Source organism: Sphingobium sp. TB-6, assembly GCF_012927365.1.
Lineage (GTDB): Bacteria > Pseudomonadota > Alphaproteobacteria > Sphingomonadales > Sphingomonadaceae > Sphingobium.
Window position 1 is genome coordinate 166,965 of record NZ_JABBGL010000006.1, and the last position, 25,441, is coordinate 192,405.

General features: G+C 63.8%; 24 protein-coding genes and 1 tRNA gene. 13 read left to right on the forward strand and 12 right to left on the reverse strand.

Annotation, left to right across the window (positions count from 1 at the left end; translation table 11 throughout):
• Positions 1-17: 17 nt before the first annotated feature.
• Positions 18-425 (reverse strand): acyl-CoA thioesterase, encoded by a 408-nt coding sequence (locus HHL26_RS10605; RefSeq protein ID WP_066558213.1) that lies wholly within the window; start codon positions 423-425, stop codon positions 18-20.
• Positions 425-1,711, reverse strand: a complete 1,287-nt coding sequence (locus HHL26_RS10610) for a pyruvate dehydrogenase complex dihydrolipoamide acetyltransferase (protein ID WP_066558216.1) — start codon at positions 1,709-1,711, stop codon at positions 425-427. Before HHL26_RS10610 ends, HHL26_RS10605 begins: the two co-directional genes overlap by 1 nt.
• Positions 1,712-1,915: 204 nt before the next feature.
• On the opposite strand from HHL26_RS10610, the gene HHL26_RS10615 reads away from it, so the two are divergent.
• The gene (locus tag HHL26_RS10615) at positions 1,916-2,371 is read left to right on the forward strand and encodes a universal stress protein (RefSeq protein WP_066561800.1); all 456 of its coding nucleotides are present in this window, start codon (positions 1,916-1,918) and stop codon (positions 2,369-2,371) included.
• A gap of 7 nt (positions 2,372-2,378) precedes the next feature.
• Here HHL26_RS10615 and HHL26_RS10620 read toward each other — a convergent pair whose 3' ends face one another.
• From HHL26_RS10620 to HHL26_RS10635, 4 genes are all read right to left on the reverse strand, one after another.
• The gene (locus HHL26_RS10620) at positions 2,379-3,173 is read right to left on the reverse strand and encodes an ABC transporter permease (protein ID WP_066558219.1); all 795 of its coding nucleotides are present in this window, start codon (positions 3,171-3,173) and stop codon (positions 2,379-2,381) included.
• Positions 3,170-4,102 carry an ABC transporter ATP-binding protein gene (locus HHL26_RS10625; protein ID WP_066558222.1) on the reverse strand — a complete coding sequence of 311 codons (933 nt, stop codon included), beginning with the start codon at positions 4,100-4,102 and terminating at the stop codon, positions 3,170-3,172. The genes HHL26_RS10620 and HHL26_RS10625 overlap by 4 nt, the downstream gene beginning before the upstream one ends.
• A gap of 65 nt (positions 4,103-4,167) precedes the next feature.
• Positions 4,168-4,797 (reverse strand): methyltransferase domain-containing protein, encoded by a 630-nt coding sequence (locus HHL26_RS10630; RefSeq protein ID WP_066558225.1) that lies wholly within the window; start codon positions 4,795-4,797, stop codon positions 4,168-4,170.
• A gap of 105 nt (positions 4,798-4,902) precedes the next feature.
• Positions 4,903-5,781 carry a LysR family transcriptional regulator gene (locus HHL26_RS10635; protein WP_066558228.1) on the reverse strand — a complete coding sequence of 293 codons (879 nt, stop codon included), beginning with the start codon at positions 5,779-5,781 and terminating at the stop codon, positions 4,903-4,905.
• Between the two features lie 113 nt (positions 5,782-5,894).
• On the opposite strand from HHL26_RS10635, the gene HHL26_RS10640 reads away from it, so the two are divergent.
• The 3 genes from HHL26_RS10640 (at position 5,895) to mmsB (ending at position 9,071) form a co-directional block, all read left to right on the forward strand.
• Entirely contained in the window at positions 5,895-7,037 is a 1,143-nt protein-coding gene (locus HHL26_RS10640; protein WP_082748599.1) for an acyl-CoA dehydrogenase family protein, read from the forward strand.
• Between the two features lie 14 nt (positions 7,038-7,051).
• A complete protein-coding gene (locus HHL26_RS10645) occupies positions 7,052-8,110 on the forward strand; it encodes an enoyl-CoA hydratase/isomerase family protein (protein ID WP_066561804.1) in 1,059 nt (352 codons plus the stop codon).
• A 76-nt stretch (positions 8,111-8,186) separates the two neighbouring features.
• Positions 8,187-9,071 carry a 3-hydroxyisobutyrate dehydrogenase gene (gene mmsB / locus HHL26_RS10650; RefSeq protein WP_066558229.1) on the forward strand — a complete coding sequence of 295 codons (885 nt, stop codon included), beginning with the start codon at positions 8,187-8,189 and terminating at the stop codon, positions 9,069-9,071.
• A gap of 105 nt (positions 9,072-9,176) precedes the next feature.
• Here mmsB and HHL26_RS10655 read toward each other — a convergent pair whose 3' ends face one another.
• The 3 genes from HHL26_RS10655 to folE all read right to left on the reverse strand — a co-directional run bounded on the left by HHL26_RS10655 (position 9,177) and on the right by folE (position 11,491).
• Positions 9,177-9,953 (reverse strand): enoyl-CoA hydratase-related protein, encoded by a 777-nt coding sequence (locus tag HHL26_RS10655; RefSeq protein WP_066561807.1) that lies wholly within the window; start codon positions 9,951-9,953, stop codon positions 9,177-9,179.
• A 90-nt stretch (positions 9,954-10,043) separates the two neighbouring features.
• A complete protein-coding gene (locus tag HHL26_RS10660; RefSeq protein WP_066558230.1) occupies positions 10,044-10,886 on the reverse strand; it encodes an SDR family oxidoreductase in 843 nt (280 codons plus the stop codon).
• Complete coding sequence (gene folE, locus HHL26_RS10665; RefSeq protein WP_066558231.1) at positions 10,883-11,491, reverse strand: GTP cyclohydrolase I FolE; 609 nt, start codon at positions 11,489-11,491, stop codon at positions 10,883-10,885. The genes HHL26_RS10660 and folE overlap by 4 nt, the downstream gene beginning before the upstream one ends.
• Before the next feature lie 152 nt (positions 11,492-11,643).
• Here folE and HHL26_RS10670 point away from each other — a divergent pair, with 152 nt between their 5' ends.
• Positions 11,644-12,234 (forward strand): nucleotidyltransferase family protein, encoded by a 591-nt coding sequence (locus HHL26_RS10670; protein ID WP_066561809.1) that lies wholly within the window; start codon positions 11,644-11,646, stop codon positions 12,232-12,234.
• 4 nt (positions 12,235-12,238) lie between these two features.
• Here HHL26_RS10670 and HHL26_RS10675 read toward each other — a convergent pair whose 3' ends face one another.
• Positions 12,239-13,900, reverse strand: a complete 1,662-nt coding sequence (locus HHL26_RS10675; protein ID WP_066561811.1) for an MFS transporter — start codon at positions 13,898-13,900, stop codon at positions 12,239-12,241.
• 212 nt (positions 13,901-14,112) lie between these two features.
• Here HHL26_RS10675 and HHL26_RS10680 point away from each other — a divergent pair, with 212 nt between their 5' ends.
• The 5 genes from HHL26_RS10680 to pgl all read left to right on the forward strand — a co-directional run bounded on the left by HHL26_RS10680 (position 14,113) and on the right by pgl (position 20,006).
• The gene (locus HHL26_RS10680; protein ID WP_066558232.1) at positions 14,113-15,321 is read left to right on the forward strand and encodes an acetyl-CoA C-acetyltransferase; all 1,209 of its coding nucleotides are present in this window, start codon (positions 14,113-14,115) and stop codon (positions 15,319-15,321) included.
• Between the two features lie 134 nt (positions 15,322-15,455).
• Entirely contained in the window at positions 15,456-17,645 is a 2,190-nt protein-coding gene (locus HHL26_RS10685) for a 3-hydroxyacyl-CoA dehydrogenase NAD-binding domain-containing protein (protein WP_066558236.1), read from the forward strand.
• A 190-nt stretch (positions 17,646-17,835) separates the two neighbouring features.
• Positions 17,836-18,840: a UDP-glucose 4-epimerase GalE gene (gene galE, locus HHL26_RS10690; RefSeq protein WP_066558238.1), complete on the forward strand. Its 1,005-nt coding sequence runs from the start codon at positions 17,836-17,838 to the stop codon at positions 18,838-18,840.
• Positions 18,837-19,310 (forward strand): YbaK/EbsC family protein, encoded by a 474-nt coding sequence (locus HHL26_RS10695; RefSeq protein WP_066558240.1) that lies wholly within the window; start codon positions 18,837-18,839, stop codon positions 19,308-19,310. The genes galE and HHL26_RS10695 overlap by 4 nt, the downstream gene beginning before the upstream one ends.
• Positions 19,311-19,316: 6 nt before the next feature.
• Positions 19,317-20,006 (forward strand): 6-phosphogluconolactonase, encoded by a 690-nt coding sequence (gene pgl, locus HHL26_RS10700; RefSeq protein ID WP_066558243.1) that lies wholly within the window; start codon positions 19,317-19,319, stop codon positions 20,004-20,006.
• Between the two features lie 4 nt (positions 20,007-20,010).
• Here pgl and HHL26_RS10705 read toward each other — a convergent pair whose 3' ends face one another.
• Positions 20,011-20,274: a hypothetical protein gene (locus HHL26_RS10705; protein WP_066558247.1), complete on the reverse strand. Its 264-nt coding sequence runs from the start codon at positions 20,272-20,274 to the stop codon at positions 20,011-20,013.
• A 55-nt stretch (positions 20,275-20,329) separates the two neighbouring features.
• Between HHL26_RS10705 and HHL26_RS10710 the strand changes: the two genes are divergently transcribed.
• Positions 20,330-21,472, forward strand: coding sequence for an aminotransferase class I/II-fold pyridoxal phosphate-dependent enzyme (locus HHL26_RS10710; RefSeq protein ID WP_066558252.1), 1,143 nt, complete (start codon positions 20,330-20,332; stop codon positions 21,470-21,472).
• A 251-nt stretch (positions 21,473-21,723) separates the two neighbouring features.
• Here HHL26_RS10710 and HHL26_RS10715 read toward each other — a convergent pair.
• Positions 21,724-21,808, reverse strand: a tRNA-Leu gene (locus HHL26_RS10715).
• Positions 21,809-22,137: 329 nt separating this feature from the next.
• Between HHL26_RS10715 and zwf the strand changes: the two genes are divergently transcribed.
• Positions 22,138-23,598, forward strand: a complete 1,461-nt coding sequence (zwf, locus tag HHL26_RS10720) for a glucose-6-phosphate dehydrogenase (RefSeq protein WP_066561813.1) — start codon at positions 22,138-22,140, stop codon at positions 23,596-23,598.
• A complete protein-coding gene (gene edd, locus HHL26_RS10725; protein WP_066558255.1) occupies positions 23,591-25,417 on the forward strand; it encodes a phosphogluconate dehydratase in 1,827 nt (608 codons plus the stop codon). Before zwf ends, edd begins: the two co-directional genes overlap by 8 nt.
• Positions 25,418-25,441 lie beyond the last annotated feature (24 nt).

The window sequence follows — 25,441 nt, forward strand, 5'->3', positions numbered from 1 at the left end:
CTTTTCTTTGAAATATGTCACGCCGCCGGAGGGGTGAAGGGCGGCACGGAACGGGGCTGGCGATCCTCTCCGATCGCCACGAAGGTGAAGGTCGCCTTGGTCACGCGGTAGGACCGGTCATCATGGCGCGCGCGCCGCCAGGCCTCGACGGCAATGCTCATCGACGTCCGCCCGACGGAAACCAGCTTGGCGAAGACCGACACTTCATCGCCCACGACGACGGGACGAAGGAAGGACATGCCTTCCACCGCGATCGTCACGGCGCGCCCATGGCTATGCCGGGCGGCGACGGAACCCGCCGCCGAGTCCATCAGGCTCATCAGCCAGCCACCGAAAATATCCCCATAGGGATTGGTGTCGGAAGGCATGGCGATGACGCGCACCGCCGGGCTGTCCGCCGGCGGCTGCTCGTCCTGTCCAGCCATCAGGCCAGCATGCCGATCGGGTTTTCGACCAGCTCCTTGAAGACCTGCATCAGGCGGGCTCCGTCGGCGCCGTCGATGGCGCGGTGGTCGAAGCTGCCGGTGGCCGACATGACGGTCGCGATCTGGAGGGAGTCATCGATAACGAAGGGCCGCTTCTCGCCCGCGCCGATGGCCAGGATCATGCCCTGCGGCGGGTTGATGACGGCTTCGAACTGCTTGATGCCGAACATGCCCATGTTGGAAAGCGACGCGGTGCCGCCCTGATATTCCTCCGGCTTCAGCTTGCCGTCCTTGGCGCGGCTGGCGAGATCCTTCATCGCGGTCGAAATCGCGGCGACGCCCTTGCTGTCGGCGCCGGTGATGATCGGCGTGATCAGCCCGCCGGGGATCGACACGGCCACCGAAATGTCGGCGCGCTGGAACTGCAGCATCTGGTCGCCGGCGAACTGCACATTGCACTCCGGCACCTGGATCAGCGCGACGCCCAACGCCTTGATCAGCAGATCGTTGACCGACAGCTTGACGGCCCGCGATGCCAGACCCGCGTTGAGTTCGCCACGGAGCCTCAGCAGCTTGTCGAGCTGAACGTCCACGGTCAGGTAGATGTGCGGCACCTGCTGCTTGGATTCGGTCAGGCGGCGTGCAATCGTCTTGCGCATGCCGCTGAGCTTGATGACCTCGTGCGGGATGCCGAAATCCTGCGCGGCTGCCGGGGCGACCACCGGGGCAACGGCCGACGCGGTGGCGGGAGCCGGAACAGCAGCCTTTGCAGAGGGCGCAGCGCCCTCAAGATCGGCCTTCACGATACGGCCATTGGGACCGGAACCCGCCAGAGCGGAGAGATCGAGACCCTTCGCCTCCGCCAGACGGCGGGCGAGCGGACTGGCCTTCACGCGGCTGTCGACGGCCTGGGCAGGCGCGGGATCGGCCTTGACCGCAGGGGCAGGCGCGGCGGCCTCCGCCTTGGCGGGGACGGGATCGGCCTTGGGCGCAGCCGTCGCCTTGGGAGCGGCATCGCCCTTCGCGGCTTGCGACACATCCTCGCCTTCCTCGGCAATGATGGCGATCACGGTGCCGACCTTCACGCCTTCGGACCCTTCGGCCACCAGGATCTTCGCCACGATGCCTTCATCGACGGCTTCGAATTCCATCGTCGCCTTGTCGGTCTCGATCTCGGCCAGCAGATCGCCGGACGAAACCGTATCGCCCTCCTTCACCAGCCACTTCGCCAGCGTCCCTTCTTCCATGGTCGGGGAAAGGGCAGGCATCTGGATCGTTTTGCTCATGGGTGGACGGCCTCTCATTTTTATCGGGCATGGGGCAATGAGGTTCGTTTCGGCGCTTTGGCCGGAACGGTCAAGGCCAAGCCTTGCGTGCAGGCCGATAATCAGCCACATTTCACCAGTCTGGTTCATGGCTAACCATATGGGTTCAGCACACACCCGTGACGATGAAGACCAAACGGTCGTTACCCTATGAGGACGCAACAGATGCGGACATATCTGGTTGTCGTGGACGAATCGCCCGAGGCGGAAACCGCGCTCCGCTTCGCTGCCCGACGCGCCGCCAAGACGGCGGGCGCCGTCCGCATCCTGGCCCTCATCCCGCCTGCCGAATTCGTCCAATGGGGCGGCGTGCAGGCGACGATGGAGGATGAAGCCCTGCAACGCGCCGAAGCGCTGGTGACGAGCGCGGCGGGTACGCTGACCGACGAGTCCGGCATCCGCCCCAGCATCACCGTGCGCCAGGGCGATCCGGTGACGATCGTGCGCCATACGCTGGAGGAGATGGACGATGTCGCGGCGCTGGTGTTGGGCGCCGCCGCCAGCGGTCATCCGGGCGTTCTCGTCTCCCACTTCGCGGGCGCCGACGCAGGCAAGCTGCCCTGCCCGATCATGGTCATACCCGGCGGCCTGGACGCCGAAGCCATCGACCGGTTGAGTTAGCACGCGCCTATTTTTTGAGGCGGTAGCCCGTCCGGAACATCCAGCCGATGACGCCAAGGCAAAGCGCCAGCATCCCCGCGATGAACAGCAGGCTGAACTCTATCCCCACATCGCCCCGCCCGAAAAAGGTCCAGCGGAAGCCGGAGATCAGATAGACGATCGGGTTGAACAAAGTGATCGTCCGCCACGGCTCCGCCAGCATGTGGATCGAATAGAAGGCGCCGCCCAAAAATGTCATCGGCATGATGATCAGCAGCGGGATCACCTGCAACTGCTCGAAACTCTGCGCCCAGATGCCCAGGATGAAACCGAACAGGCAGAAGCTGATAGCGATCAGCATCATGAAGGCCATCATCGCCAGCGGATGGGCGACATGGATGTCGACGAACAGATGCGCGGTCACGAAGATGATCGTGCCGACGATCAGCGACTTGGTCGCCGCCGCCCCGACATAGGCGATGATCGTTTCGACTGCCGAAACGGGGGCCGACAGCAATTCATAGATGGTGCCGGTGAATTTCGGCATATAGATGCCGAAGCTGGCGTTGAAGATGCTTTCGGTGAACATCGACATCATGATGAGGCCCGGCACGATGAAGGCCGCATAGGGAATCCCGTCGATCTGCGTCATGCGGGAGCCGATCGCGCCGCCGAACACCACGAAATAGAGCGAGGTGGTGATCACCGGCACCAGCAGCCCGGTCAGCAGCGTGCGGCGGAAGCGATGCAGTTCGAAGCTGTAGATCGACCAGATCGCGCGGTGGTTGAAACGGCTTACGCTCTGGGGATTGAAGCCGCTCATGCCACCTTCTCCTGGTGGACCAGGCTAACGAAGATGTCCTCCAGGCTGCTCTGCTCGGTATTGAGATCCTTATAGACTATGCCGAGATCGCCCAGCTTGCGCAGCAGCGACGACACGCCGGTCCGCTCCGCCTGGGTATCGAACACATATTCGATCTCATGACCGTCCGCCTTCAACGCGACCTGCCATTGGGCAAGCTCCGGTGGAACCTCGGCAAGCGGCTCGGCCAGCACGATGGTCAGCGTCTTCTTGCCCAGTTTCTTCATGAGCGCGGTCTTTTCCTCGACCAGCACCAGTTCGCCCTTGTTGATGACGCCGACCCTGTCGGCCATCTCCTCCGCTTCCTCGATATAATGGGTGGTAAGGATGATGGTGACGCCGGTCTGGCGCAGTTCCCCTATCAGCTTCCACATGTCGCGGCGCAGTTCGACATCGACGCCCGCGGTCGGCTCGTCAAGGAACAGAACGCGTGGTTCGTGGGAGAGCGCCTTGGCGATCATCACGCGGCGCTTCATGCCGCCGGATAGTTCCAGTATCTTGCTGTGGCGTTTGTCCCACAGCGACAGGTCGCGCAGAATCTTCTCGATATAGGCGTCGTTGCGCGGCTTGCCGAACAGGCCGCGGGAGAAGGTGACGGTGTCGATCACCCGCTCGAAAGCGTCGGTATGAAGCTCCTGCGGCACCAGCCCGATGGCCGATCGCGACCCGCGATAATCGCGGATGACGTCATGTCCGGCCACGGTGACGCTGCCGCTCGTGGGACGGACATTGCCGCAGATGATGGAGATCATGGTGGTCTTGCCAGCGCCGTTCGGGCCGAGCAGCGCGAATATCTCGCCCTCCTCAATCTTCAGGTCGACGCCCTTGAGCGCCTGAAAACCCGAAGCATAGCTTTTGGTCAGGCCGGAAACGGAAATGATGGACGCCATGCGCGGCAGTGCCCCCTTGTGCTGAGGCGCAAAGATAGGGTGCCGCCCGCGCAGCGCAACCGGCGCTATTCGCTCTTGCGGAAAAAGCGGAAAACCGTGGCAGGCGGGAAGTTGCGGACGGTCTGCCCGGCGCGGACGACATCCAGCGCCAGCGCATCCAGAATTTCCCGGCTGACCGGCGGGCGCAGGGAATAGGTGAACTGAATGAAGACCCCGCCTGGCCGAAGCATGCGGAAGCTTTCGGACAGGATGTCGGCATGCATCTGGCGGTCCATGGCCAGCAGCGGCAGGCCGCTGATGACCGCCTGATATTCCCCCTCCTCGCCCGCCGCCGCCCTGGAGACGATCTGCGCGGGGGTTTCGAGCACCGAGACATGGGGGAAATGACGCCGCAATCCGCGCGCGAAGGCAGGGTTGATCTCCACCACCTCCAGCTTATCGGACGGCAGGCCGGTGCCCAGGATAGCGCGGGTGAAGACACCCGTGCCGCCGCCCAGTTCGATCACGCGGCCATCTTCAGGATTGATATGCTCGACCATCAGCCGGGCGAGATAGCGGCTGCTGGGTACGACCGAAGCCGTCTGGCGCGGCTTTTTCACCCAGGCGGCCAGGAAATCCAGATATTCGGTCGCCCGGGCGCGAAACTCGCCATTAGGCAGGGCGACCGCCCGGCTGCACTTTGATTTATGCTGCATGAGCGAAATGCGACCATTTGCGTGTCATGAAGACTCCCTTAGCGGGCCGGACAAGCGGCGTCGATTGGTTTTAGGAACGCTTTTCGGCCATTTGGCGCAAGGCGCTCACGCTTTCAAGGTTTCGATACGTTCCTGCAACCACAGCGCGACCGCCGCGATCCGGGGCAATTTCTTGAGGTCGCCATGGGTGACGAGCCAGAAACTGCGCATGATCTCCACCTGATCGGCCATAACCGGCACCAGCGTGGTGTCGCCTGCCGCGATGAAATCCGGCAGCACGCCGATCCCCGCCCCTTCCGCGATCATGCGATGCTGCATATTGATGCTGGTGGCGCGCAGGCTGGCTTCCAGCCCCGCCTCCACCTCGTCCAGATAGTCGAGTTCGGGCGAAAAGATGAATTCGGGCACATAGCCCACCAGCACATGGTCGCGCAGCTCGGCGGTGCTGCGGGGGGTGCCGGCCTCCTCCAGATAGGCGGGGGACGCATAAAGGTGCAACCGATAGTCGCCCATGCGCCGGACCGAAAGCCGCCCCCGCTGCGGCCGCGCCAGCATGACCGCCATGTCGGCTTCCCGCTTCGAGGGGTTGAGGAAGCCCGAGGCAGTGATGAGGTCCAGCCGGATGCCGGGATGGCGGCGGCTGAAATCGGAGAGGCCCGGCGCCAGCACCCAGGTCCCGAAGCCCTCGGCCACCGACAGCCGCACCTGGCCGCTCAGATGATGTTCCCGACCGGTCGCCTCCTCCATCGCCGCGAGAGCCGCACTCTCGATGCTTTCGGCATGGCTGAGCAGCGCCTGGCCATGGGCGGTCAGCGTCCGTTCCCCTGCCCCCACCTCAAACAGCTCGGGGCCCAGCGTCCGTTCCAGCCGGGCGAGCCGCCGGGCGATAGTCGTCGCATCGATGCCCAGCGCGCGCGCCGCCGGAGCGATCTTGCGCGTGCGCGCCACCGCCAGAAAGACCCTGAGATCGTCCCAATCGAACATTCGTTGCCCACCAAACTGCAAAATCGCTGCAATGCTATGCAGAACTGCGTTGTTGCGTGCAATTCCGCATTATATCTAGAGGAGAGTTTAAAGTGCACGTCGCAGGAGAGCTTGTGAGCCAGTTCGATCTCACCGAGGACCAGTTGGCCATTCAGGAGATGGCGCGCCGGTTCACCGCCGATGCGATCACGCCCTATGCGGCGGAGTGGGACGAAAAGCATATCTTCCCCCGCGACACCATCCGCGCGGCGGCGGAGTTGGGCTTCGGCGGCATCTATGTGTCGGAGGAAGCGGGCGGCATCGGCCTTGGGCGGCTGGAGGCGGCGCTGATCATGGAGGCGATGGCCTATGGCTGTCCATCGACCAGCGCCTTCATCTCCATCCATAATATGTCCGCCTGGATGATCGATCGTTTCGGCAGCCAGGCGGTGAAGGACAAATATCTGCCATCCATGGTGCCGATGGAGCGGATCGGCAGCTATTGCCTGACCGAAGCGGGATCGGGATCGGATGCGGCTGCGCTCAAGACGCGGGCGGTCCGGGACGGCGACCATTATGTCGTCACCGGCTCCAAGCAGTTCATCTCCGGCGGCGGCGAGAATGAAATCTACGTCGTCATGGTCCGCACCGGCGATGAAGGGCCGAAGGGCATTAGTTGCCTTGTCATCGAGAAGGACATGGCGGGCGTCAGCTTCGGCGCGCAGGAACGCAAGCTCGGCTGGCATTCGCAGCCGACGGCGCAGGTCAATTTCGACGGCGTCCGGGTGCCTGTCGAAAATCTGGTCGGTGGCGAGGGCGAAGGCTTTCGCATCGCGATGATGGGGCTGGATGGTGGGCGGCTCAATATCGGCGCCTGTTCGCTAGGCGGGGCGCAGCGTTGCATCGATGAGGCGCTGACCTACACCAAGGATCGCAAGCAGTTCGACCAGAGCATCGCTGATTTCCAGAACACGCAGTTCATGCTGGCGGACATGGAGACGGAATTGCAGGCGGCGCGCACGCTGCTCTATGCGGCGGCGGTCAAGGTGACGGAGAATGCGCCCGACAAAACGCGCTTCGCCGCCATGGCCAAGCGGCTGGCGACCGACACCGGCTCCTCCGTGGTCGACCGGGCGCTGCAACTGCATGGCGGCTACGGCTATCTGATGGACTATCCGATCGAACGCTTCTGGCGCGATTTGCGCGTGCATTCGATCCTGGAAGGCACCAATCAGGTGATGCGCATGATCATCGCCCGCGACATGCTGCGGCAATGAGCGCGGGAGGCGATATGACTGATCAGGTTCTGATTTCCATAGACAATGGCGTGGGGCGCATCCGGCTCAACCGGCCCAAGGCGATCCATGCGCTGACCACCGAAATGTGCAGCGCCATCATTGATGCGTTGCTGGCGTGGCGGACGGATGACGCCGTTGTGGCGATCATGCTGGATCATGCGGAGGGACGCGGCTTCTGCGCGGGCGGCGACATCGCCATGATCGCCAACAGCGCCAAGGGGGATTGTTCGGAAGCCGAGCAGTTCTTCTTCATCGAATATCGGATGAACCATCTGCTGTTCGTCTATGAAAAGCCGGTCGTCGCCTTCATCGACGGCATCGTCATGGGCGGGGGCGTCGGCATTTCCGACCCGGCGCGCTACCGCGTGGCGACCGAGCGAACCACTTATGCCATGCCGGAAACGGGCATCGGCCTGTTTCCCGATGTCGGCGGCGGCTGGTTCCTGCCGCGCATGCCGGGGCGGACCGGGGCGTGGCTGGCGACGACAGGCGCGCGAATCAAGGGCGCGGATTGCGCCGCCATCGGCATCGCCACCCATTATATGGCCTCTGACAAGCTGGAGGCGGTGAAGGCGCGGATCATTGCCGATCCGGACGGTCTGGCTGAGATATTGGACGAAATGGCCGATGCACCGCCCCCCTCTGCCGTGGCAGCGCATCGGGACCAGATCGACCGCCTGTTCGCCTCGGATCGGTTTGAGGAGATATTGGCGGCGCTGGAGGCGGACGGATCGGACTGGGCGCGGGAGCAGCTTGCCACCCTCGCCACCAAATCGCCGCAGACCATCAAGGTGGCGCTGCGCCAAATGGTGGAGGGCGCGGCCTCTACCGACTTTGCCGACAATATGCGCAACGAATATCGCATCGGCCATCATGTCATCCGCCGCCCCGATTTCATCGAAGGCGTGCGCGCGGTGATCTTCGACAAGGACAATGCGCCACGATGGAATCCGGCGCGGCCGGAGGATGTGACGGACGAACTGGTGGACAGCCTGTTCGCGCCCCTGCCGCCCGAAAAGGAATGGACGCCGCTGCCCGAATTGCGCGGTTGAAGATGCTTGTTTTCCGCGATTTCCGAGCCGTCAGATGGTCCATATGACTTGAAATCGCTCTAGAGGAGTGCCTGAAATGAGCCAGACCATCGCCTTTATCGGCCTGGGCAATATGGGCGGCGGGATGGCCGCCAACCTGCTGAAGAACAGCTTTGCCGTGCGGGCGTTCGACCTGTCGGAAGAGGCTCTGGCCAAGGCCGTCGAGGCAGGCGCCGCGCGCTGCGCAAATGTGGCCGAAGCGGTGGCGGGCGCCGATGCCGTCGTCACCATGCTGCCCGCGGGCAAGCATGTGGAGAGCGTCTATTCGGGCGAGGTCTTCGCTGCGGCCAAGGCGGATGCGCTGTTCCTCGATTGCTCGACCATCGATGTCGCCACGGCGCGCCGTGTTGAGGAGGCTGCCGCCGCCAAGGGCTTCGAGATGGTCGACGCGCCGGTTTCAGGCGGCATCGCCGCCGCCAATGGCGGAACGCTGACCTTCATGGTCGGCGGCACGGACCCGGCTTTCGGCCGGGCCAAGCCGATATTGTCCGCCATGGGCAAGGCGGTGATCCATGCCGGCGGCGCGGGTAATGGGCAGGCCGCCAAGATCTGCAACAACATGCTGCTGGGCGCGACCATGGTGGCGACCTGCGAGACCTTCGCCATGGCGAAGAAGCTCGGCCTCGATCCGCAGACCTTCTACGATATTTCCAGCGTATCGTCAGGGCAGAGCTGGTCGATGACCAGCTATTGCCCGGTGCCGGGCGTCGGGCCGCAAAGCCCTTCGGACAATGGCTATCAGGGCGGGTTCGCCGTGGGACTGATGCTGAAAGACCTGAAACTGGCGAGCGAAGCTGCCGCTTCGGTCGGCGCGAGCGTGCCGATGGGCAATACGGCGGAGTCGCTTTATCAATTGCTCGCCAATCAAGGCGAAGCGGCACGCGACTTTTCGCTGATGATCGAGATGCTGGAGGGGAAGTAAGGGTTTTCCGCTCTTCCCCCACCGTCATGCTGAACTTGTTTCAGCATGACGGTTTTCTTTTCGGGCGACCTTTCCCCTACAAATTGAGGTAGATCGCCCCTAATCTCAGCGCCCCTTCCAGACTCCCGGACGCTTGGCGACGAAGGCTTCCATGCCTTCCTTCTTGTCCTCGGTCGCGGTCAGGATCTGGAACAGGCGGCGTTCGGTCAATATGCCCTGGGCCAGCCCGGTTTCGAACGCCAGATTGACCATTTCCTTGTTCACCATCGCGGCCATGGGCGGCATTCCGGCAATGGCGGCAGCGGTCTTGAGCGCATCGTCCAGCAGCTCGGCCGCCGGGACGATCCGCGCGACCAGGCCAGCGCTTTCCGCTTCCTCGGCGCCCATCATGCGGCCGGTCAGGCACATTTCCATCGCCTTCGCCTTGCCGACGGCGCGGGTCAGCCGCTGCGATCCGCCCATGCCCGGCGCCACGCCCAGCTTGATTTCAGGCTGCCCGAATTTCGCGGTGTCGGCGGCCAGAATGAAGTCCGCCATCATCGCCAACTCGCACCCGCCGCCCAGCGCGAAGCCCGCGACAGCCGCGATCCACGGCTTGCGGGTGGCGACGACGTTGCTCTGCCAGCCGGAAAAGAAATCTTCCAGGAAGAAGTCCGCCGCGTCCTTTTCCACCATTTCCTTGATGTCGGCGCCGGCGGCAAAGGCCTTTTCGCTGCCGGTGAGGACCAGGCAGCGTTGCGACGGATCGGCGTCATAGGCGGCGAAGGCCGCGCTCAGATCCTTGAGCACTTGGCCGTTCAAGGCGTTCAGCGCCTGAGGACGATTGAGCGTGACCAGCGTCACCGCGTCGCGCTGTTCCACCAGGATCGTTTCATAAGCCATTGCCGTCTCCATTCATTCGACCATTTGCGATCCGCTCTATGCAGCGCGACGGCCCTTGACCAGCCCCGGCAAGCCGCATCTTCGCAGCCCCTACCGGCACAGATGCATGAAGTCCCTATCATAGCTGCGCAGATGCGCGCCTCCGTCGATATAGAGCGTCTGCCCGGTAACGGCGTCGGCGCCGGCCAGATACAGGACGGCTTCGGCAATCTGCTCCGCTTGCGGCAGACGCTCCAGCGGCATCATCTCGGCCAGCCGCTCCATCTGGCCATCATCATAATCGGGCGTCGCGATGGTGAGGCCGGGCGCGATGGCATTGACCCGAACCTGCGGCGCCAATGTCGAGGCGGACAGCCGCGTCAGCCCCGCCAGCGCCATTTTCGAAAGCGTATAGGCCAGTTGGTCGCCATGCGGATGGTCGATCCGCTGGTCGAGGATATTGATGATGCACCGATCCCCCGTACCCGCCGGGATGGTGGCAAAGGCCTTGGTGAGCAAGGTGGGCGCAGCGCAATTGACGGCATAGTGACGCATCAATTCATCGGCGCTGACGCTGTCCAGCCGGTCCTGCCCAAAGATCGCGGCGCTGTTGACAAGGACATCGGGCGGACGGCCGAAACGCTCGGCAACCAGGGCCACCAGTTCTTCCGCGCTCTCCGGATCGGTGAAATCGACGGTGAAGCCGTCCCATTCGGTCGCATTCTCCTCCAGCGTCAGCGCCAGATGGGAATCGAGCCGGGTATCGTGGCTGCCATGGATCGCCAGCGAATAGCCTGCCCGGGCAAAGGCGGCTGCGATGATGCCGCCCAGCCGCCGATGACCACCAGTCACCAGCGCAAGCCGCTTTTGCGCCAGAGGCCGCGCACCGGCCTGCTCCGGGCGCTTCCTCGTGCCCCCCAGGGGGCGATAGGCGGGGACTTCCTCTTCGCTCACGCGCCGATCAGCTTCAACACTTCTTCGCGGCTCTTCACATCCTCGCGGAAGACGCCGAGCATGCGGCTGGTCTTCATGACGACATTGGGAGTCCGCACCCCCCGTCCTGTCATGCAGCCATGGGTCGCTTCGATCACCACGGCCACGCCTTCGGGCTTCAGATTTTCCCAGATGCAATTGGCGACTTCCGAAGTCAGCCGCTCCTGCACCTGAAGGCGGTGGGCGAAGGCGTGCAGCACGCGGGCCAGCTTCGATATGCCCACGACATATTGGCCGGGCAGATAGGCAATATGCGCGACGCCGACGATGGGCGCCATATGATGTTCGCAATGCGACTGGAAGGGGATGTCCTTCAACAGCACGACGTCGTCATAGCCGCCGACCTCATGGAAGATACGCGAGAGATGATAGGCCGGATCATCGTCGTAACCGCGGCAATATTCCTTCCACGCGCGCGCAACGCGTTCGGGCGTTTCCAGCAGGCCTTCCCGCTCCGGATCGTCGCCCGACCAGCGAATCAGCGTACGGATCGCGTCGGCAACGTCTTTCGGAACCGGGATCTTGACCGACTCGCCCGCAGCTTCGGCATCGGGATCATATTCCATGGACGGCACCACTCCTTAGTTGCTTGGCGGCATATGGCGACTGATTCGCAGGAACGCCAGCCCCTTCGCCCTGCTGGACACGACAACATAGCGGTGGCACATGGATATCAAACCGGATGAACCGGGTCGCTATCATCATCCACAGGGGAACCATGCGGACCGAACATATCGCCGCCGTCCTCCTTGCAGCGGGCACTTCCTCACGTTTCGGGGAGGAGGACAAGCTGATGGCCGACTGGCGGGGCAAGCCGGTCGCTGTCCACGCGCTGGAAACCATCGCCTCCATGATATTTGCCGAACTGGTGGCGGTCGTACGGCCCATCGCCCAGGCGCCGGTCCTGCATCGCAGGCTGGAGCGGCGCGGCTACACGATTCTGGTCAACGACCGGCCGGAGGACGGCATATCGGGCAGCATCATCCGGGCGGTCGAACATGTCATGCCGATCCGGAAATGCCGTGGCATATTGATCTGCCTGGCCGACATGCCCGATGTGCCGCAGACGCATTACAACCGCATCTGCCTGGCGGCCGAGGACATCCGGTCCGTCGTCGCCAGCACGGACGGTTTTTCCTCTTCGCCCCCGGCCTTTATCGGGCGGAAGCATTTCCCCGAACTGCTGGCGCTGCGCGGGGACCAGGGCGCCCGCGCGCTGCTCAGCCATGGCGTGCAGATAGAAACCATGGGCGCCTGCCTGCGGGACATCGACACGCCGGAGGATCTGGCCGAGCGGCGGCCCGAATAGCAAATTAGCTGGAACGAGTCGGATCGGTCATGGGATCGCCCATCTCGCGCGGGTCGGCAGAGCGTCCCAACGGCAGCGAACCGGTCTGCCGTTCCACCATGCGATGGACGACCGGCGGATGGGGGCCGCGGTGCAGCGCGTTTATGGCTTCGCTGTTCGCCCGGTCGGCCACGGTCCGGCGGCTGTTGTGGCGGACATAGTCCAGCCAGGTCGACACATGATAGCGCTCCACCCATAATTCCGGATCGCCCAGATCGCGCAGCAGCGACCAGCCATGGGCGCCGTCACGACGGCGGATGCGGCGGCGCTCGCTCATCGCCGTCAGGAAGGGAACGACCGATCCGGCGGCTATGCGATATTCTATGGTGACGACCACAGGCCCGCTGCGGGGCTCGATCGGAACCGCCGTCTCGGGCTCCCGCCACAAATTCTGAAGGTCGAGATTTTCCTCGCCCGCCTGCGACAGCGGACGCACATAGCCGATGAGCGCTGAGACGAACTGGACGGCCGCGGCAATATAGAGGGCGACGACGACGCCATGGTCCTCCGCCAATGTGCCGAACAGCCAGGCGCCACCAGCCATGCCCCCAAAGGCGATCATCTGATACATCGCGACCGCGCGGGCCACGACCCAGCGCGGCGCCGACATCTGAACGGAAACGTTGAAGGTCGAAAGCGCGATCACCCAGCCCGCACCAGCCAGCAGGAGCCCCGCCAACGCCACGACCAGCCAGTCGCTGATCGCCATCAGCGCCGTGCCGACCGCGAGCGCCATGGCGGCGCAGCGCACCATGGCCTCGACGGAAAAGCGGCGGCGCAATTGCCCCGTCAACAGCGCGCCCGTCACCGCGCCGATGCCGAAGGCGCCGCTGAGCGCCCCGAAAGTCAGCGCTCCGCCGCCCAATATATCGCGCGCCACCAGCGGCATCATCGCTGAAACAGCGCTTGCGCCAACGCCGAAGGCCGCGCTTCGCAGCAGAACGAGCTGGATATTGGGGGACATGGTGACATAGCGGACCCCGGCCCGCATCGCGACGCCCATGCGTTCGCGCGGCAGAAGCTGGGGAACGCTTTCGGGCCGCCACCGGGCCAGCACCGCGACCAGGCCGATATAGCTGACTGCATTGACCAGAAAGGCGGTCGCCGCGCCGGCGGCAGCCACGATGACGCCGCCCAGCGCCGGGCCGATGCTGCGGGCCATGTTGAAGCCCATGGAATTGAGCGAAACAGCATGGGGCAAGGCCGCTCGCGGGACCATGTCACCCACAGAAGCCTGCCAGGCTGGTCCGTTGATGGCCGTGGCGCAGCCGATCAGAAAGGTGAAGCCCAGCAACGCCCAGGGCGTCACCCATCCCATCCAGGCGAACAATGCCAGCAGGGCGGAGACGGTGAGCATGAACAACTGACAGAGCAGCATCACCACCCGCCGGTCGCTATTGTCCGCCACCGCCCCGGCCCACAGCGACAGCAGCATGATCGGCAGGGTCGTCGCTGCCGGAACCAGCGCGATCATCTGGGGCGAGGCGGAGAGCGAGGTCATCATCCACTGTGCGCCGACCGACTGGATCAGCCCGCCGAAGTTGGACGCAAGGCTGGCCCACCAGATCGCCCGGAAGATCGGGATCGACAGGGGCGATGGCGGCGGAGGGGAATCTGATTCAGACACGAAATGCCATGAAGCCCAATTGGGGCCGAGGGTCAAATCAGCGAATCGGAAAATGGCGCGAATCCATGAATGAAGTAGTGAGTTGCCCATACTCTGGAAGTTGACGTTACGGTCGGGCGGGACTGTCGATTGAGACTTGCACTTTACGTAAACGTAAATACATTTGCGGGCGTATCCGGCGCTCGCATGCGGCGGGCCAGAGAGGAAAAGCCATGGAAGCCTATATTTACGACGCCGTCAGGACGCCCCGGGGCCGGGGCAAGGCCGACGGGTCGCTGCACGAGATCACCCCTATCCAACTGGCGACGCAGATGCTGGAAGCGGTGCGCGACCGGACGGAGATCGACACCGCCGATGTCGACGACGTGATCCTGGGCTGCGTCAGTCCGGTGGGCGAACAGGGTGCCGACATTGCGCGCGTCGCGGTGCTGAACGCCGATTATGCGCAGACCGTGCCCGGCGTGCAGGTCAACCGTTTCTGCGCTTCGGGGCTGGAGGCCGTGAACATGGCCGCCGCGAAGGTCTATTCGGGTGAGGCCGGTCTCGCCATCGGCGGCGGCGTCGAGTCGATGAGCCGGGTGCCCATGGCCTCGGACGGCGGCGCCTGGGCGATGGACCCGGCGGTCGCCTACAAGACCTATTTCGCGCCGCAGGGCATCGGCGCCGACGTGATCGCCACCAAGTTCGGCATCAGCCGCGACGATGTCGACGCCTATGCCGTGGAAAGCCAGAAGCGCGCCAAGGCCGCCTGGGATGAGAAGCGCTTCGCCAGATCGATCGTGCCGGTGAAGGATATCATCGGGCAGGTCGTCCTCGACCATGACGAGCATATGCGGCCGGATGCGACGATGCAGTCCCTGGCCGCGCTCAAGCCGAGTTTCACGGCGCTGGGTGAGGACATGCCGGGCTTCGACACCATCGCCCTCCTCCGCTATCCCGAACTGGAAAAGGTCAATCACGTCCACCATGCCGGCAACAGCAGCGGCATTGTCGACGGCGCTGCGGCAGTGTTGGTCGGCAATCGGGAGATGGGCGAGAAATATGGGCTGAAGCCCCGCGCCCGGATCAAGGCCATGGCCTCCATCGGGTCGGAGCCGCTGATCATGCTGACCGGGCCGGAATTCGTGGCGGGCAAGCTGCTGAACCGGGCGGGCATGAGCAGGTCCGACATCGACCTGTGGGAACTCAACGAAGCCTTCGCCAGCGTGGTGCTGCGCTACATGCAGGCGATGGACCTCGATCATGGCAAGATCAACGTCAATGGCGGCGCGATCGCCATGGGCCATCCGCTGGGCGCGACCGGGGCAATGGTGCTGGGCACGGCGCTGGATGAGCTGGAACGCACCGGCAAGGGCACGGCGCTCATCAACCTGTGCGTCGGTGCGGGCATGGGCACGGGCATCATCATCGAGCGCGTTTGAACATTGGAGCCGTTCGTCCTGAGTAGCCATTGAGCCCGTCGAAATGGCGTATCGAAGGATCAATGCTTCGATACGGGTCTTCGACAAGCTCAGCCCCTACTCAGCACGTACGGAGGTAGGAAAGGTTGCCTCAAATGCAGACCATCAATTTCGACATCGACGCCGACGGCGTCGCCACGCTGACCATCGACGTGCCCGATCAGTCGATGAACGTCATCGGCCCGGATTTCCTGGCCGATCTGGACGCCGCGATCACGCGCATTTCTTCCGAGGACGCCATCAAGGGCGCGGTCATTGCATCGGGCAAGGACAGCGGCTTCATGGCGGGCATGGACCTTAAATATTTCGGCTCCATGCTGGTGAGCGAGAATGGCCAAAAGGACAATGCGCACCCCTCCCCCGCCGAAATATTCGACAAGGTTTTCGTGCTGAACCAGTTGTTCCGCAGGCTCGAAACCTGCGGCAAGCCGGTCGCCTGCGCCATTGAGGGCACCTGTGTCGGCGGCGGGTTCGAACTGGCGCTGGCCTGTCATCGGCGGATCGTGGGCGACAGCCCCAAGACCCAGCTTGGCCTGCCCGAAATCCTGATCGGCCTGTTCCCCGGCGGCGGCGGTTCGCAGCGTCTGCCGCGCATCATGGGCGTGCAGGCGTCGCTCATGTACATGTTGCAGGGCAAGCTGTTCCGCCCGGCTGAGGCTGCGATGATGAAGGTCGTGGACGAGGTGGTGCCGCAGGGAACTGCGGTGGCGAAGGCTAGGGAGTGGGTGAAGGCCAATCCGTCCGCCTCCGTGCAACCATGGGACCAGAAGGGCTTCAAATTCCCCGGTGGCGCGGGCGGGTTCAATCCGGCCTTCGTGCAGACCATGGCGGGCGCGCTGCCGATGACGCTCAAGCAGACGCAGCGGAACATGAACGCGCCGATCGCGCTGCTCTCGGCGGTCTATGAGGGCGCTTTCCTGCCCATCGACCGGGCGATCCGGGTCGAGAGCAAATATTTCGCCAAGGTCGCCGCCGATCCACAGGCGGCGAACATGATCCGCAGCCTGTTCGTCAACAAGCAGGCGGCGGAACGCGGTGCGCGGCGGCCCAAGGGTGAGGCCAGGGCGCCGACGAAGAAGCTCGCCATGCTGGGCGCGGGCATGATGGGCGCGGGCATCGCCACCGTGGCGGCGCAAGCGGGCATCGAGGTCGTTCTGTTCGACCGCGATCAGGCCTATGCCGAAAAGGGCAAGGCGCATGTCGAGGACGTGCTGAAGAAGCGGCTGGGCCGGGGCATGACGCCCGAGAAGATGGCGGAGACGCTGGCCCGCGTGACGCCGACGACCGACTATGCCGCGCTGGCTGGAGCGGACTTCGTAATCGAGGCGGTGTTCGAGGATGTCGCGATCAAGGCGGAGGTGACCAAGAAGGTCGAGGAAGTGCTGGGCGCGGACAAGATTTTCGGGTCCAACACCTCCACCTTGCCGATCACCAAACTCGCCAAGGCGTGGAGCAAGCCGGAGAATTTCATCGGCATCCACTTCTTCTCGCCGGTCGAGAAAATGCCGCTGGTCGAGATCATCCTCGGCAAGCAAACCGGGCCTGCGGCGATCGCCAAGGCGCTGGATTTCGTGAGCCAGATCAAGAAGACGCCCATCGTCGTCAATGATTCGCGTGGCTTCTACACCTCGCGCTGCTTCGGCACCTATGTGCAGGAAGGCGTGGAGATGGTGGCGGAGGGGATCAACCCCGCACTTATCGAAAATGCCGGGCGGCAATTGGGGATGCCGGTGGGGCCGCTGGCCGTAGGCGATGAGGTGTCCATCGAACTGGGCCACAAGATCGTTGTCGCCGCGCAGAAGGAACTGGGCGACGCCTATGTCGCGCAGCCGTCCGACGCGGTGATGGCGCAGATGATCGAACTGGGACGCCTTGGCCGCAAGAGCGCCAAGGGCTGGTACGACTATCCCGAAGGCGGAAAGAAGCATCTGTGGCCGGGGCTGGAGGAGATGTTCCCCCGCGCCGCCGTGCAGCCCGATGTCGAGGAAGTGAAGGAGCGGCTGCTTTATCGCCAGCTCGTCGAATGCGCCCGATGCTTCGAGGAAGGCGTGCTGGAGACGCCGGAGGATGGCGATATCGGCGCGATCTTCGGCTGGGGCTTCGCGCCCTATACCGGCGGGCCGTTCAGCCATATGGACACGGTCGGCATCGGTCATGTGGTGGCCGTGCTGGAGCGGCTGGCGGCAACGCATGGCGACCGTTTCGCGCCGACCGTGCAGTTGCAGGACATGGCGGCGAGCGGCGCGACTTTCTATCGCCCCGTTTCGTCCCGCGCCGCGGCATGAATGGGGTGTAAATCGTTGGATTAGTGGTTTAGGCCTTCCCGAACATTTCCGGGGAGGCCTTTTTTTTGAGGGTCTCCTGTCGAAAATGAATAACGTGCTCCTGCGAAGGCAGGAGCCCAGTTCAGACGGCGGGACTGGACTCCTGCCTTCGCAGGAGCACGTTGCAGCTAAGACAGACAGGGCGAAATATATGAGCGAAAAGCCGACGGTTCTGGTGACGGGTGGGGCCGGCTATATTGGCAGCCACGCCGTTCTGGCGCTGCGGGATGCGGGCTATGGCGTCGTGGTGATCGACAATCTGGTGACGGGCTTTCGCTGGGCGGTGCCGGACGATGTGGCGTTCGTTCAGGGCGATATTGCCGATCAGCCATTGGTGCAGCAGACTTTGCGCGACCATGGGGTGAAGGCCGTCATGCATTTCGCCGGATCGGTGGTGGTGCCGGAATCGGTCGAGAATCCGCTGAAATATTATCATAACAACAGCGCCAAGACCCGCGACCTGATCGAGAGCGTCGTGACGGTCGGCGTGCCGCATTTCATCTTTTCCTCGACAGCGGCGACCTATGGCATTCCGGAGGAAAGCCCGGTCAAGGAAACGACGCCGCAGCGGCCGATCAATCCCTATGGCATGTCGAAGCTGATGACCGAATATATGCTGCGCGACGTGAGCGCGGCGCATGCGATGAATTTCTGCGCGCTGCGTTATTTCAACGTGGCGGGCGCCGATCCGGCGGGGCGGACCGGGCAGTCGACGGCGGGCGCGACGCATCTGATCAAGGTCGCGGTCGAGGCCGCATTGGGCAAGCGGAGCCATGTTTCGGTGTTCGGCGCCGACTTCGACACGCCCGATGGAACCGGCGTGCGCGATTATATCCATGTCACCGATCTGGCGGCGGCCCATGTACTGGCGCTGGAGGCGCTGATGGCGAAGCCGGAGCAGAATTATCTGCTCAATTGCGGCTATGGCCGCGGTTTTTCCGTGCTGGAGGTGCTGGACGCGGTGGACCGGGTGACGAACCTGAAGATCGACCGGCGGATGGAAGGGCGGCGCGCGGGCGATCCGGATGCGCTGATCTCCGACAATCGGGCGATCATGGGGGAATTTCCCTGGAAGCCGCAATATGCCGATCTGGACCAGATCGTGACCCACGCCCTCGCCTGGGAACGCAAGCTGACGGAGATTCGGGGCGAATGAGCGCGGAGTCCGTTCGGGCCTTTTTCTCCACCCATGCGCCGGATGTCGCCATCATCGACCAGGGGGTGAGCACCGCCACGGTCAATGAGGCCGCGGAGGCTTTGGGCGTGGTTCCCGCCCGGATCGCCAAGACCCTGTCGCTGCGTGTAGGGGATGAGGTCGCGCTGGTGGTGGCGCGGGGCGATGCGCGGTTGCATAATGGCAAGGCCAAGGCCGCGCTGGGAGCCAAGCCGCGCATGCTGGGGCTGGAGGAGGTCGAGGGATTGACGGGCCATCCGGTCGGCGGCGTGTGCCCCTTTGGATTGGCGGCGCCGCTGCCCATCTATTGCGACGTATCGTTGCGCGATTTCGACACCGTGTTTCCGGCGGCGGGATCGCGGACGACTTCGGTGGAACTGACGCCGGAGCGGCTGGCCGAACTGACCTGCGCGCGGTGGATCGATATTTGCACCCTTCCGGAAGGGAATTAAACGCTCATGCCTACCGAACATCTTTTCGTCGATGGCGCGCTGGCGGCGGCGGACATGGCGCGGCGGATCGCCATGATCCTGGGCGACGCCATCGCGGCGCGGGGCGTGGCGACGATCGCGCTTTCGGGCGGGCGATCGCCAAGGCCCGTTCTGGAGGCGCTATCGGACGTGGCGCTCGATTGGGACAAGGTGATCGTGACGCTGGTCGATGAGCGATGGGTCGCGCCCGACCATGCCGACAGCAATGAGCGGTTGGTTCGCGAAACGCTGTTGCAGGGGAAGGCTGCGGCGGCGCGCTTCGTGCCGATGAAGAATGACGCGGCGGACGCCTATGCCGGGCAGGCCGGATGCGAGGCGGCTTTTGCGGCCCTGCCCTGGCCGCTCGACATCGTGCTGCTGGGTATGGGCGAGGATGGGCATACCGCCTCGCTGTTTCCGGCGGCGAAGGAACTGGCCGAGGGGCTTTCGACCGAAGCCTTGACGCTGGCGGTCACGCCGCCTGCCGCGCCGCATCAGCGCATGTCGCTGAGTGCGAAGGCGATCCTGGCGAGCAGGCATGTGTTCCTGCAAATCGGCGGGGCGGCGAAGAAGGCGGTTTATGATCGGGCGCTGGCGGACGGGCCTGTCGAGGAACTGCCGATCCGGGTGGCGCTTTGCCAGCATGCGGTGTCGGTCGAGGTCTGGATTTCGGAGTGAGTTTTCAATCGCGGGGTTTCTGTTTCGAGAAGAGATAGCGCCATACGCCGACCAGATTGATCGCAAGCAGCGCGATGTTCTGAAAGCCTATGCCCTCGCTGTCCTTGGCGAGGAAACCCCAGCCGATCAGCGCGATCGAGGATGTCACGAACAACACGAACGCCCAGCCGGTGATGCGGCGGCCCAGGTTCAGCGATACGATCAGGGCGGCGATGGTGGCGGCGGCGGCGCCATAATATTGCAGCGCGTCGAGGATGGTTTCGTTCACGTCTTTCCCAACGCGGCGATTGTGACAAGGTTGCGGGGCGGGTAAGAGGCGGCGCATGGTTGCCAACATCGATCCTTTTCACGCCATCGCCATCAGCCGGGAAGCGCACAAGCTGGAGGCCGAGGGGCGATCCATCCTGCATATGGAGTTCGGCCAGCCTTCGACCGGGGCGCCGTCCGCCGCCATTGCCGAGGCCCATGCCGTGCTGGACAGCGACCCCATGGGCTATTGGGAAAGCCCGGCGCTGAAGGAACGGATCGCGCTGCATTATCGCGAACGCTATGGCGTGGCGGTGGAGGCGGAGCAGATATTGCTCACCTGCGGCGCGTCGCCGGGGCTGGTGCTGGCGCTGACCAGCCTGTTCGCGCCGGGTGCCAGGGTGGCGACGGCGCGGCCGGGCTATGTGGCGTATCGCAACACGCTGAAGGCGCTTTATCTGGAACCGCTGGAGGTCGATTGCGGGCCGGCGGAGCGCTATCAGATCAGTGCGGCGGCGCTGGAGGCTTTGGAGCCGGCGCCCGACGGGGCCATCATCGCCAGCCCGGCCAATCCCACCGGGACTATCATTCCGGCGGAGGAAATGGCGCGAATCGCGGAAGTTTGCCGGGCACGCGGCATCAGGATCGTGTCGGACGAGATTTATCATGGCCTGAGTTACGGCGAGCCGGCGCGGTCGATGCTGGAATTCGCGCCGGACGCGGTCATCGTGAACAGCTTTTCCAAATATTTTTCCATGGCCGGGTGGCGGCTGGGCTGGGTGGTGTTTCCACCGGAGCTGATCGACACGGCGCGGGCGCGGATGGGCAATTTGTTCCTGACGCCGCCTTCCCTTGCGCAGCATGCGGGTCTGAAAGCCTTTGACTGCATCGATGAGCTGGAGCGGCATGTCGCGACCTACCGGCGGAATCGGGAGCTGCTGCTGGCGGCCCTGCCCGCGCTGGGATTGAAGGAGATCGCGCCGCCGGATGGTGCCTTCTACATTTATGCGGATGTCGGGCATCTGACCAATGACAGCCTGTCCTTCTGCCAGAAATTGCTGCGCGAAACCGGCGTGGCGACGGCGCCGGGGATCGATTTCGATCCGGTCGACGGGCATCGGCACATCCGTTTCAGCTTCGCCGTTTCGACCGATCGGGTGGAGGACGCCATTGCCCGCATGATTCCCTGGTTCGATGCACAGGGCGCGGCAAGAGATTGATCCATTCCCAATAAGAATGAAAATTTATCTGGTATAATAATGATTTGCGGTTAATCGCTGCGGCGCGACCCGAAGCTTTTACATTGTGAAAGCTCACCTGCCCGGCAGCCACGGCTGTCGGGCTCTTTTTGCTCGCCAGTGCGCAAAACAACGAACCCTTTAGGGTTCGCAAGGCCGAACGGCCGCCCGAGCTTATGCGAGGATAGCCAAGCCGACGGATGTCGGCGCCGGCGCCCGAGGCCTAAAAAATATGGTGCGGGCGGTCGGAATCGAACCGACACTCCTTTCGGAACCGGATTTTGAGTCCGGCGCGTCTACCAGTTTCACCACGCCCGCGTGCCCTTTACCGCGTTTTCTTAAGCCAGAAGATGATTCCATCATCCTTGAAAACGCTAGGGTGGAGCGCCAATGGCAAAATCGGCGGCCAGCGTCCAGCCAAAAATCAACGGTTTCATCTTCTCGCGGTTGCGAGATGAACCTCGCGGCGATAGCCTGCTTGCGTAACGAGCGCCGCAGGGTATAAAGGCGGCATCGTGCAGACCTGAAAACATCGGACAACCGGCCCAATTGCATTGGACCGGCCTGTCCGGTTCTTTGTCACCGCGATTTCCGGCCAGCGGGCATCCGCCCTCTTGGAAATCGCTCAAGCGGAAAAGGGACAACCTTTGACCGAACCGTCTGCCACGTTTCTGTTGTTCGGCGCCACCGGCGATCTGGCCCACAGGATGATCTTTCCCTCGCTCTACAATCTGCTGGCCGATGGCCTGCTTCCGCAAGATTTCCTGATTATCGCTTCAGGCCGATCCGAATTCACCGACGAGCAATTCCGCGCCGATATCGACAAGGCCTTGCGAAAATTCCTCGCCGCCGACCGCTATGATGCCGACATGGCCGAGCGGCTGTGCGACATCATCGTCTATCAGCCGGTCGAGGCGGGCAATGCCACGCAGTTCAAGGCGCTGGCGGAGCGGCTGGATGGCCGACTCGACAAGGGCGTGTCCGTCTATCTTTCGACGCCCCCTTCCCTCTTCGCCCCCACCGCGCAGGGGCTGGCCGAAGCGGGCCTGATCACGCCCAAGACGCGAATCGCCATGGAAAAGCCGATCGGGAAAGATCTGGCATCTTCCAAAGAAGTGAATGACGGCATCGGCGCCCTGTTCGCGGAGGGCCAGATTTTCCGCGTCGACCATTATCTGGGCAAGGAAACGGTCCAGAATCTGCTGGCCCTGCGTTTCGGCAATGTGATGTTCGAGCCGCTGTGGAACGCGACCGCCATCGATCATGTGCAGATCACGGTGGGCGAGACGGTGGGCCTGGAAGGCCGCGTATCCTATTATGACGGCGTGGGCGCGCTGCGCGACATGGTGCAGAACCACGTCCTCCAGATCCTGTCGATCATCGCGATGGAGCCGCCCGCGCGGATGGACCCGACCGCCGTGCGCGACGAGAAGGTCAAGGCGCTGCGTTCGCTCCGCCCAATGACGGCGGAGACCGTGAAGACGCATAGCGTGCGCGGCCAATATACGCCGGGTGCGGTCGGCGGGCAGATCGTGACCGGCTATGCCGACGAACTGGGCAAGCCGTCCGAAACCGAAACCTTCGTGGCGCTGAAAGCCTATATCGACAATTGGCGCTGGCAGGGCGTGCCCTTCTACCTACGGACCGGCAAGCGGCTGCCCGCGCGCCAGTCGGAGATTTTGATCCAATTCAAGCCGGTCCGCCATTCGATCTTCGGGCGGAATGGCGGGTCGGGGCTGGAGCCGAATACGCTCATCATCCGCCTGCAACCGGAAGAATTTATCCGCCTGCTCATCATGAGCAAAAGGCCGGGGCTGGAGCGCGACGTGCATCTGGAGGAGGTGACGCTGGACGTGTCGCTGACCGCCGCCTTTGCCGGGCAGCGCCGCCGCATCGCCTATGAGCGGCTGATCCTCGATCTGCTGGCGGGCGACGCTACTCTGTTCGTGCGCCGCGACGAGGTCGAAGCTCAATGGACCTGGATCGATTCGATCATCGAGGGGTGGAAACAGGCGGGCGTGAAGCCTTCGCCCTATTCTTCAGGGAACTGGGGGCCGTCCTCAGCCATTGCCCTTATCGAACGTGACGGAGCAAGCTGGAATGACTGATCTTCATCCGGTGATCGCCAAGGTCACCGAACGCATCGTGAAGCGCAGCGCCGCTTCGCGTCTCAAATATCTAAGCCTGATCGAGCGCGGGCGGGACGCGGGGACCAACCGCGATCAGCTTTCGTGCGGGAACCTTGCCCATGGCTTTGCCGCGAGCGGCGAAGACAAGGCTGTCATCCGCACCGGCGCGGCGATGAATTTCGGCATCGTCACGGCCTATAACGACATGCTTTCGGCCCATCAGCCCTATGGCCGCTATCCCGAGCAGGTCAAGCTGGCGGCGCGCGAGGTCGGCTGCACCGCGCAGGTCGCGGGCGGCGTACCGGCGATGTGCGACGGCGTGACCCAGGGTCAGGCGGGCATGGACCTGTCGCTTTTTTCCCGCGACACCATTGCCTTGTCGACGGCGGTTTCGCTGTCCCACGCGATGTTCGAGGGCGCGCTGCTGCTGGGCATTTGCGACAAGATCGTGCCGGGGCTGCTGATCGGCGCGCTGCGTTTCGGGCATCTGCCGACCATCCTGATCCCCGCCGGGCCGATGCCTTCGGGCCTTGCCAACAAGGAGAAGGTGCGCATCCGCCAGCTCTATGCCGAGGGCAAGGTGGGCAGGCAGGAACTGCTGGAATCGGAGAGCGCCAGCTATCATGGCGCGGGCACCTGCACCTTCTACGGCACGGCCAACAGCAACCAGATGATGATGGAGATGATGGGGCTGCACATGCCCGCCGCCTCCTTCGTCCATCCGGGCACGAAGTTGCGGCAAGAACTGACGCGGGCGGCGGTGCACCAGCTTTCACGCATCGGCTGGAACGGCGATGACTATCGGCCTTTGGGGCATTGCGTCGATGAGAAGGCGATCGTCAACGCCATCATCGGCCTGATGGCGACCGGCGGGTCGACCAACCATGCCATCCACCTGCCCGCCATTGCGCGGGCGGCGGGAATCCATATCGACTGGACTGATTTCGCGGAGATTTCCGATGTCGTGCCGCTGCTGGCGCGGGTCTATCCCAACGGTTCGGGCGATGTGAACAATTTCCATGCGGCGGGTGGCGTGAGCTATGTGATCCGGGAATTGCTGGGCAACGGCTTGCTGCATGGCGATATTCCGACCGTGGCGCGCCGGGGGCTGGCCGATTATGGGCAGGAGCCGGTGCTGGAAAATGACGCGCTGGTCTGGAAGGATGTGCCGGAATCGCGGGATCGGGCGATCCTGCGTCCCGTGTCCGATCCGTTCAGCCCGGATGGGGGGATGAAACTGCTCTCCGGCAATCTGGGGCGCTGCGTCATAAAGGTAAGCGCGGTCGACAAGGAACGCTGGACCATAGAGGCGCCAGCGGCGGTGTTCCACGATCAGGACGATGTGCTGCGCGCCTTCAAGGCGGGCGAGCTGGAGCGCGATGTCGTCGTCGTGGTGCGGTTCCAGGGGCCGCGTGCCAACGGAATGCCGGAATTGCACAAGCTGACCCCGGCGCTGGGCGTGTTGCAGGATCGGGGGTTCCGCGTGGCGCTGGTCACGGACGGGCGCATGTCGGGCGCGTCGGGCAAGGTGCCCGCGGCGATTCACCTCTCGCCCGAGGCTTTGGGCGGTGGTCCCATCGGCAAGCTGCGCGATGGCGATGTCGTCCGGGTCTGCGCGGAGACGGGAGAGATCACGGCGCTGGTCGACGCGGCGGAGTGGGACGTGCGGGAGGTTCCAACGCCCCCCCCTGCTCCCTATGACACCGGCCGCGAGTTGTTCGCTCTGTTCCGCCATCATAGCGACCTAGCGGAAAGCGGCGCCTCGCCCATTCTCGCGGCGATGGAGACCGAACTGTGACGCAGTGGTTGTACCCCATTTTGG

Excerpts from the sequence above, each read along its gene's own strand:
- HHL26_RS10695 (WP_066558240.1), top strand. The coding sequence starts at position 18,837 with ATGAGCGCGGAGTCCGTTCGGGCCTTTTTCTCCACCCATGCGCCGGAT.
- HHL26_RS10630 (WP_066558225.1), bottom strand. The coding sequence starts at position 4,797 with ATGCAGCATAAATCAAAGTGCAGCCGGGCGGTCGCCCTGCCTAATGGC.
- edd (WP_066558255.1), top strand. The coding sequence starts at position 23,591 with ATGACTGATCTTCATCCGGTGATCGCCAAGGTCACCGAACGCATCGTG.
- folE (WP_066558231.1), bottom strand. The coding sequence starts at position 11,491 with ATGGAATATGATCCCGATGCCGAAGCTGCGGGCGAGTCGGTCAAGATC.
- HHL26_RS10605 (WP_066558213.1), bottom strand. The coding sequence starts at position 425 with ATGGCTGGACAGGACGAGCAGCCGCCGGCGGACAGCCCGGCGGTGCGC.
- HHL26_RS10670 (WP_066561809.1), top strand. The coding sequence starts at position 11,644 with ATGCGGACCGAACATATCGCCGCCGTCCTCCTTGCAGCGGGCACTTCC.
- HHL26_RS10620 (WP_066558219.1), bottom strand. The coding sequence starts at position 3,173 with ATGAGCGGCTTCAATCCCCAGAGCGTAAGCCGTTTCAACCACCGCGCG.
- HHL26_RS10645 (WP_066561804.1), top strand. The coding sequence starts at position 7,052 with ATGACTGATCAGGTTCTGATTTCCATAGACAATGGCGTGGGGCGCATC.
- HHL26_RS10635 (WP_066558228.1), bottom strand. The coding sequence starts at position 5,781 with ATGTTCGATTGGGACGATCTCAGGGTCTTTCTGGCGGTGGCGCGCACG.
- pgl (WP_066558243.1), top strand. The coding sequence starts at position 19,317 with ATGCCTACCGAACATCTTTTCGTCGATGGCGCGCTGGCGGCGGCGGAC.
- mmsB (WP_066558229.1), top strand. The coding sequence starts at position 8,187 with ATGAGCCAGACCATCGCCTTTATCGGCCTGGGCAATATGGGCGGCGGG.
- HHL26_RS10625 (WP_066558222.1), bottom strand. The coding sequence starts at position 4,102 with ATGGCGTCCATCATTTCCGTTTCCGGCCTGACCAAAAGCTATGCTTCG.
- galE (WP_066558238.1), top strand. The coding sequence starts at position 17,836 with ATGAGCGAAAAGCCGACGGTTCTGGTGACGGGTGGGGCCGGCTATATT.
- HHL26_RS10685 (WP_066558236.1), top strand. The coding sequence starts at position 15,456 with ATGCAGACCATCAATTTCGACATCGACGCCGACGGCGTCGCCACGCTG.
- HHL26_RS10655 (WP_066561807.1), bottom strand. The coding sequence starts at position 9,953 with ATGGCTTATGAAACGATCCTGGTGGAACAGCGCGACGCGGTGACGCTG.
- HHL26_RS10610 (WP_066558216.1), bottom strand. The coding sequence starts at position 1,711 with ATGAGCAAAACGATCCAGATGCCTGCCCTTTCCCCGACCATGGAAGAA.
- HHL26_RS10615 (WP_066561800.1), top strand. The coding sequence starts at position 1,916 with ATGCGGACATATCTGGTTGTCGTGGACGAATCGCCCGAGGCGGAAACC.
- HHL26_RS10710 (WP_066558252.1), top strand. The coding sequence starts at position 20,330 with ATGGTTGCCAACATCGATCCTTTTCACGCCATCGCCATCAGCCGGGAA.
- HHL26_RS10680 (WP_066558232.1), top strand. The coding sequence starts at position 14,113 with ATGGAAGCCTATATTTACGACGCCGTCAGGACGCCCCGGGGCCGGGGC.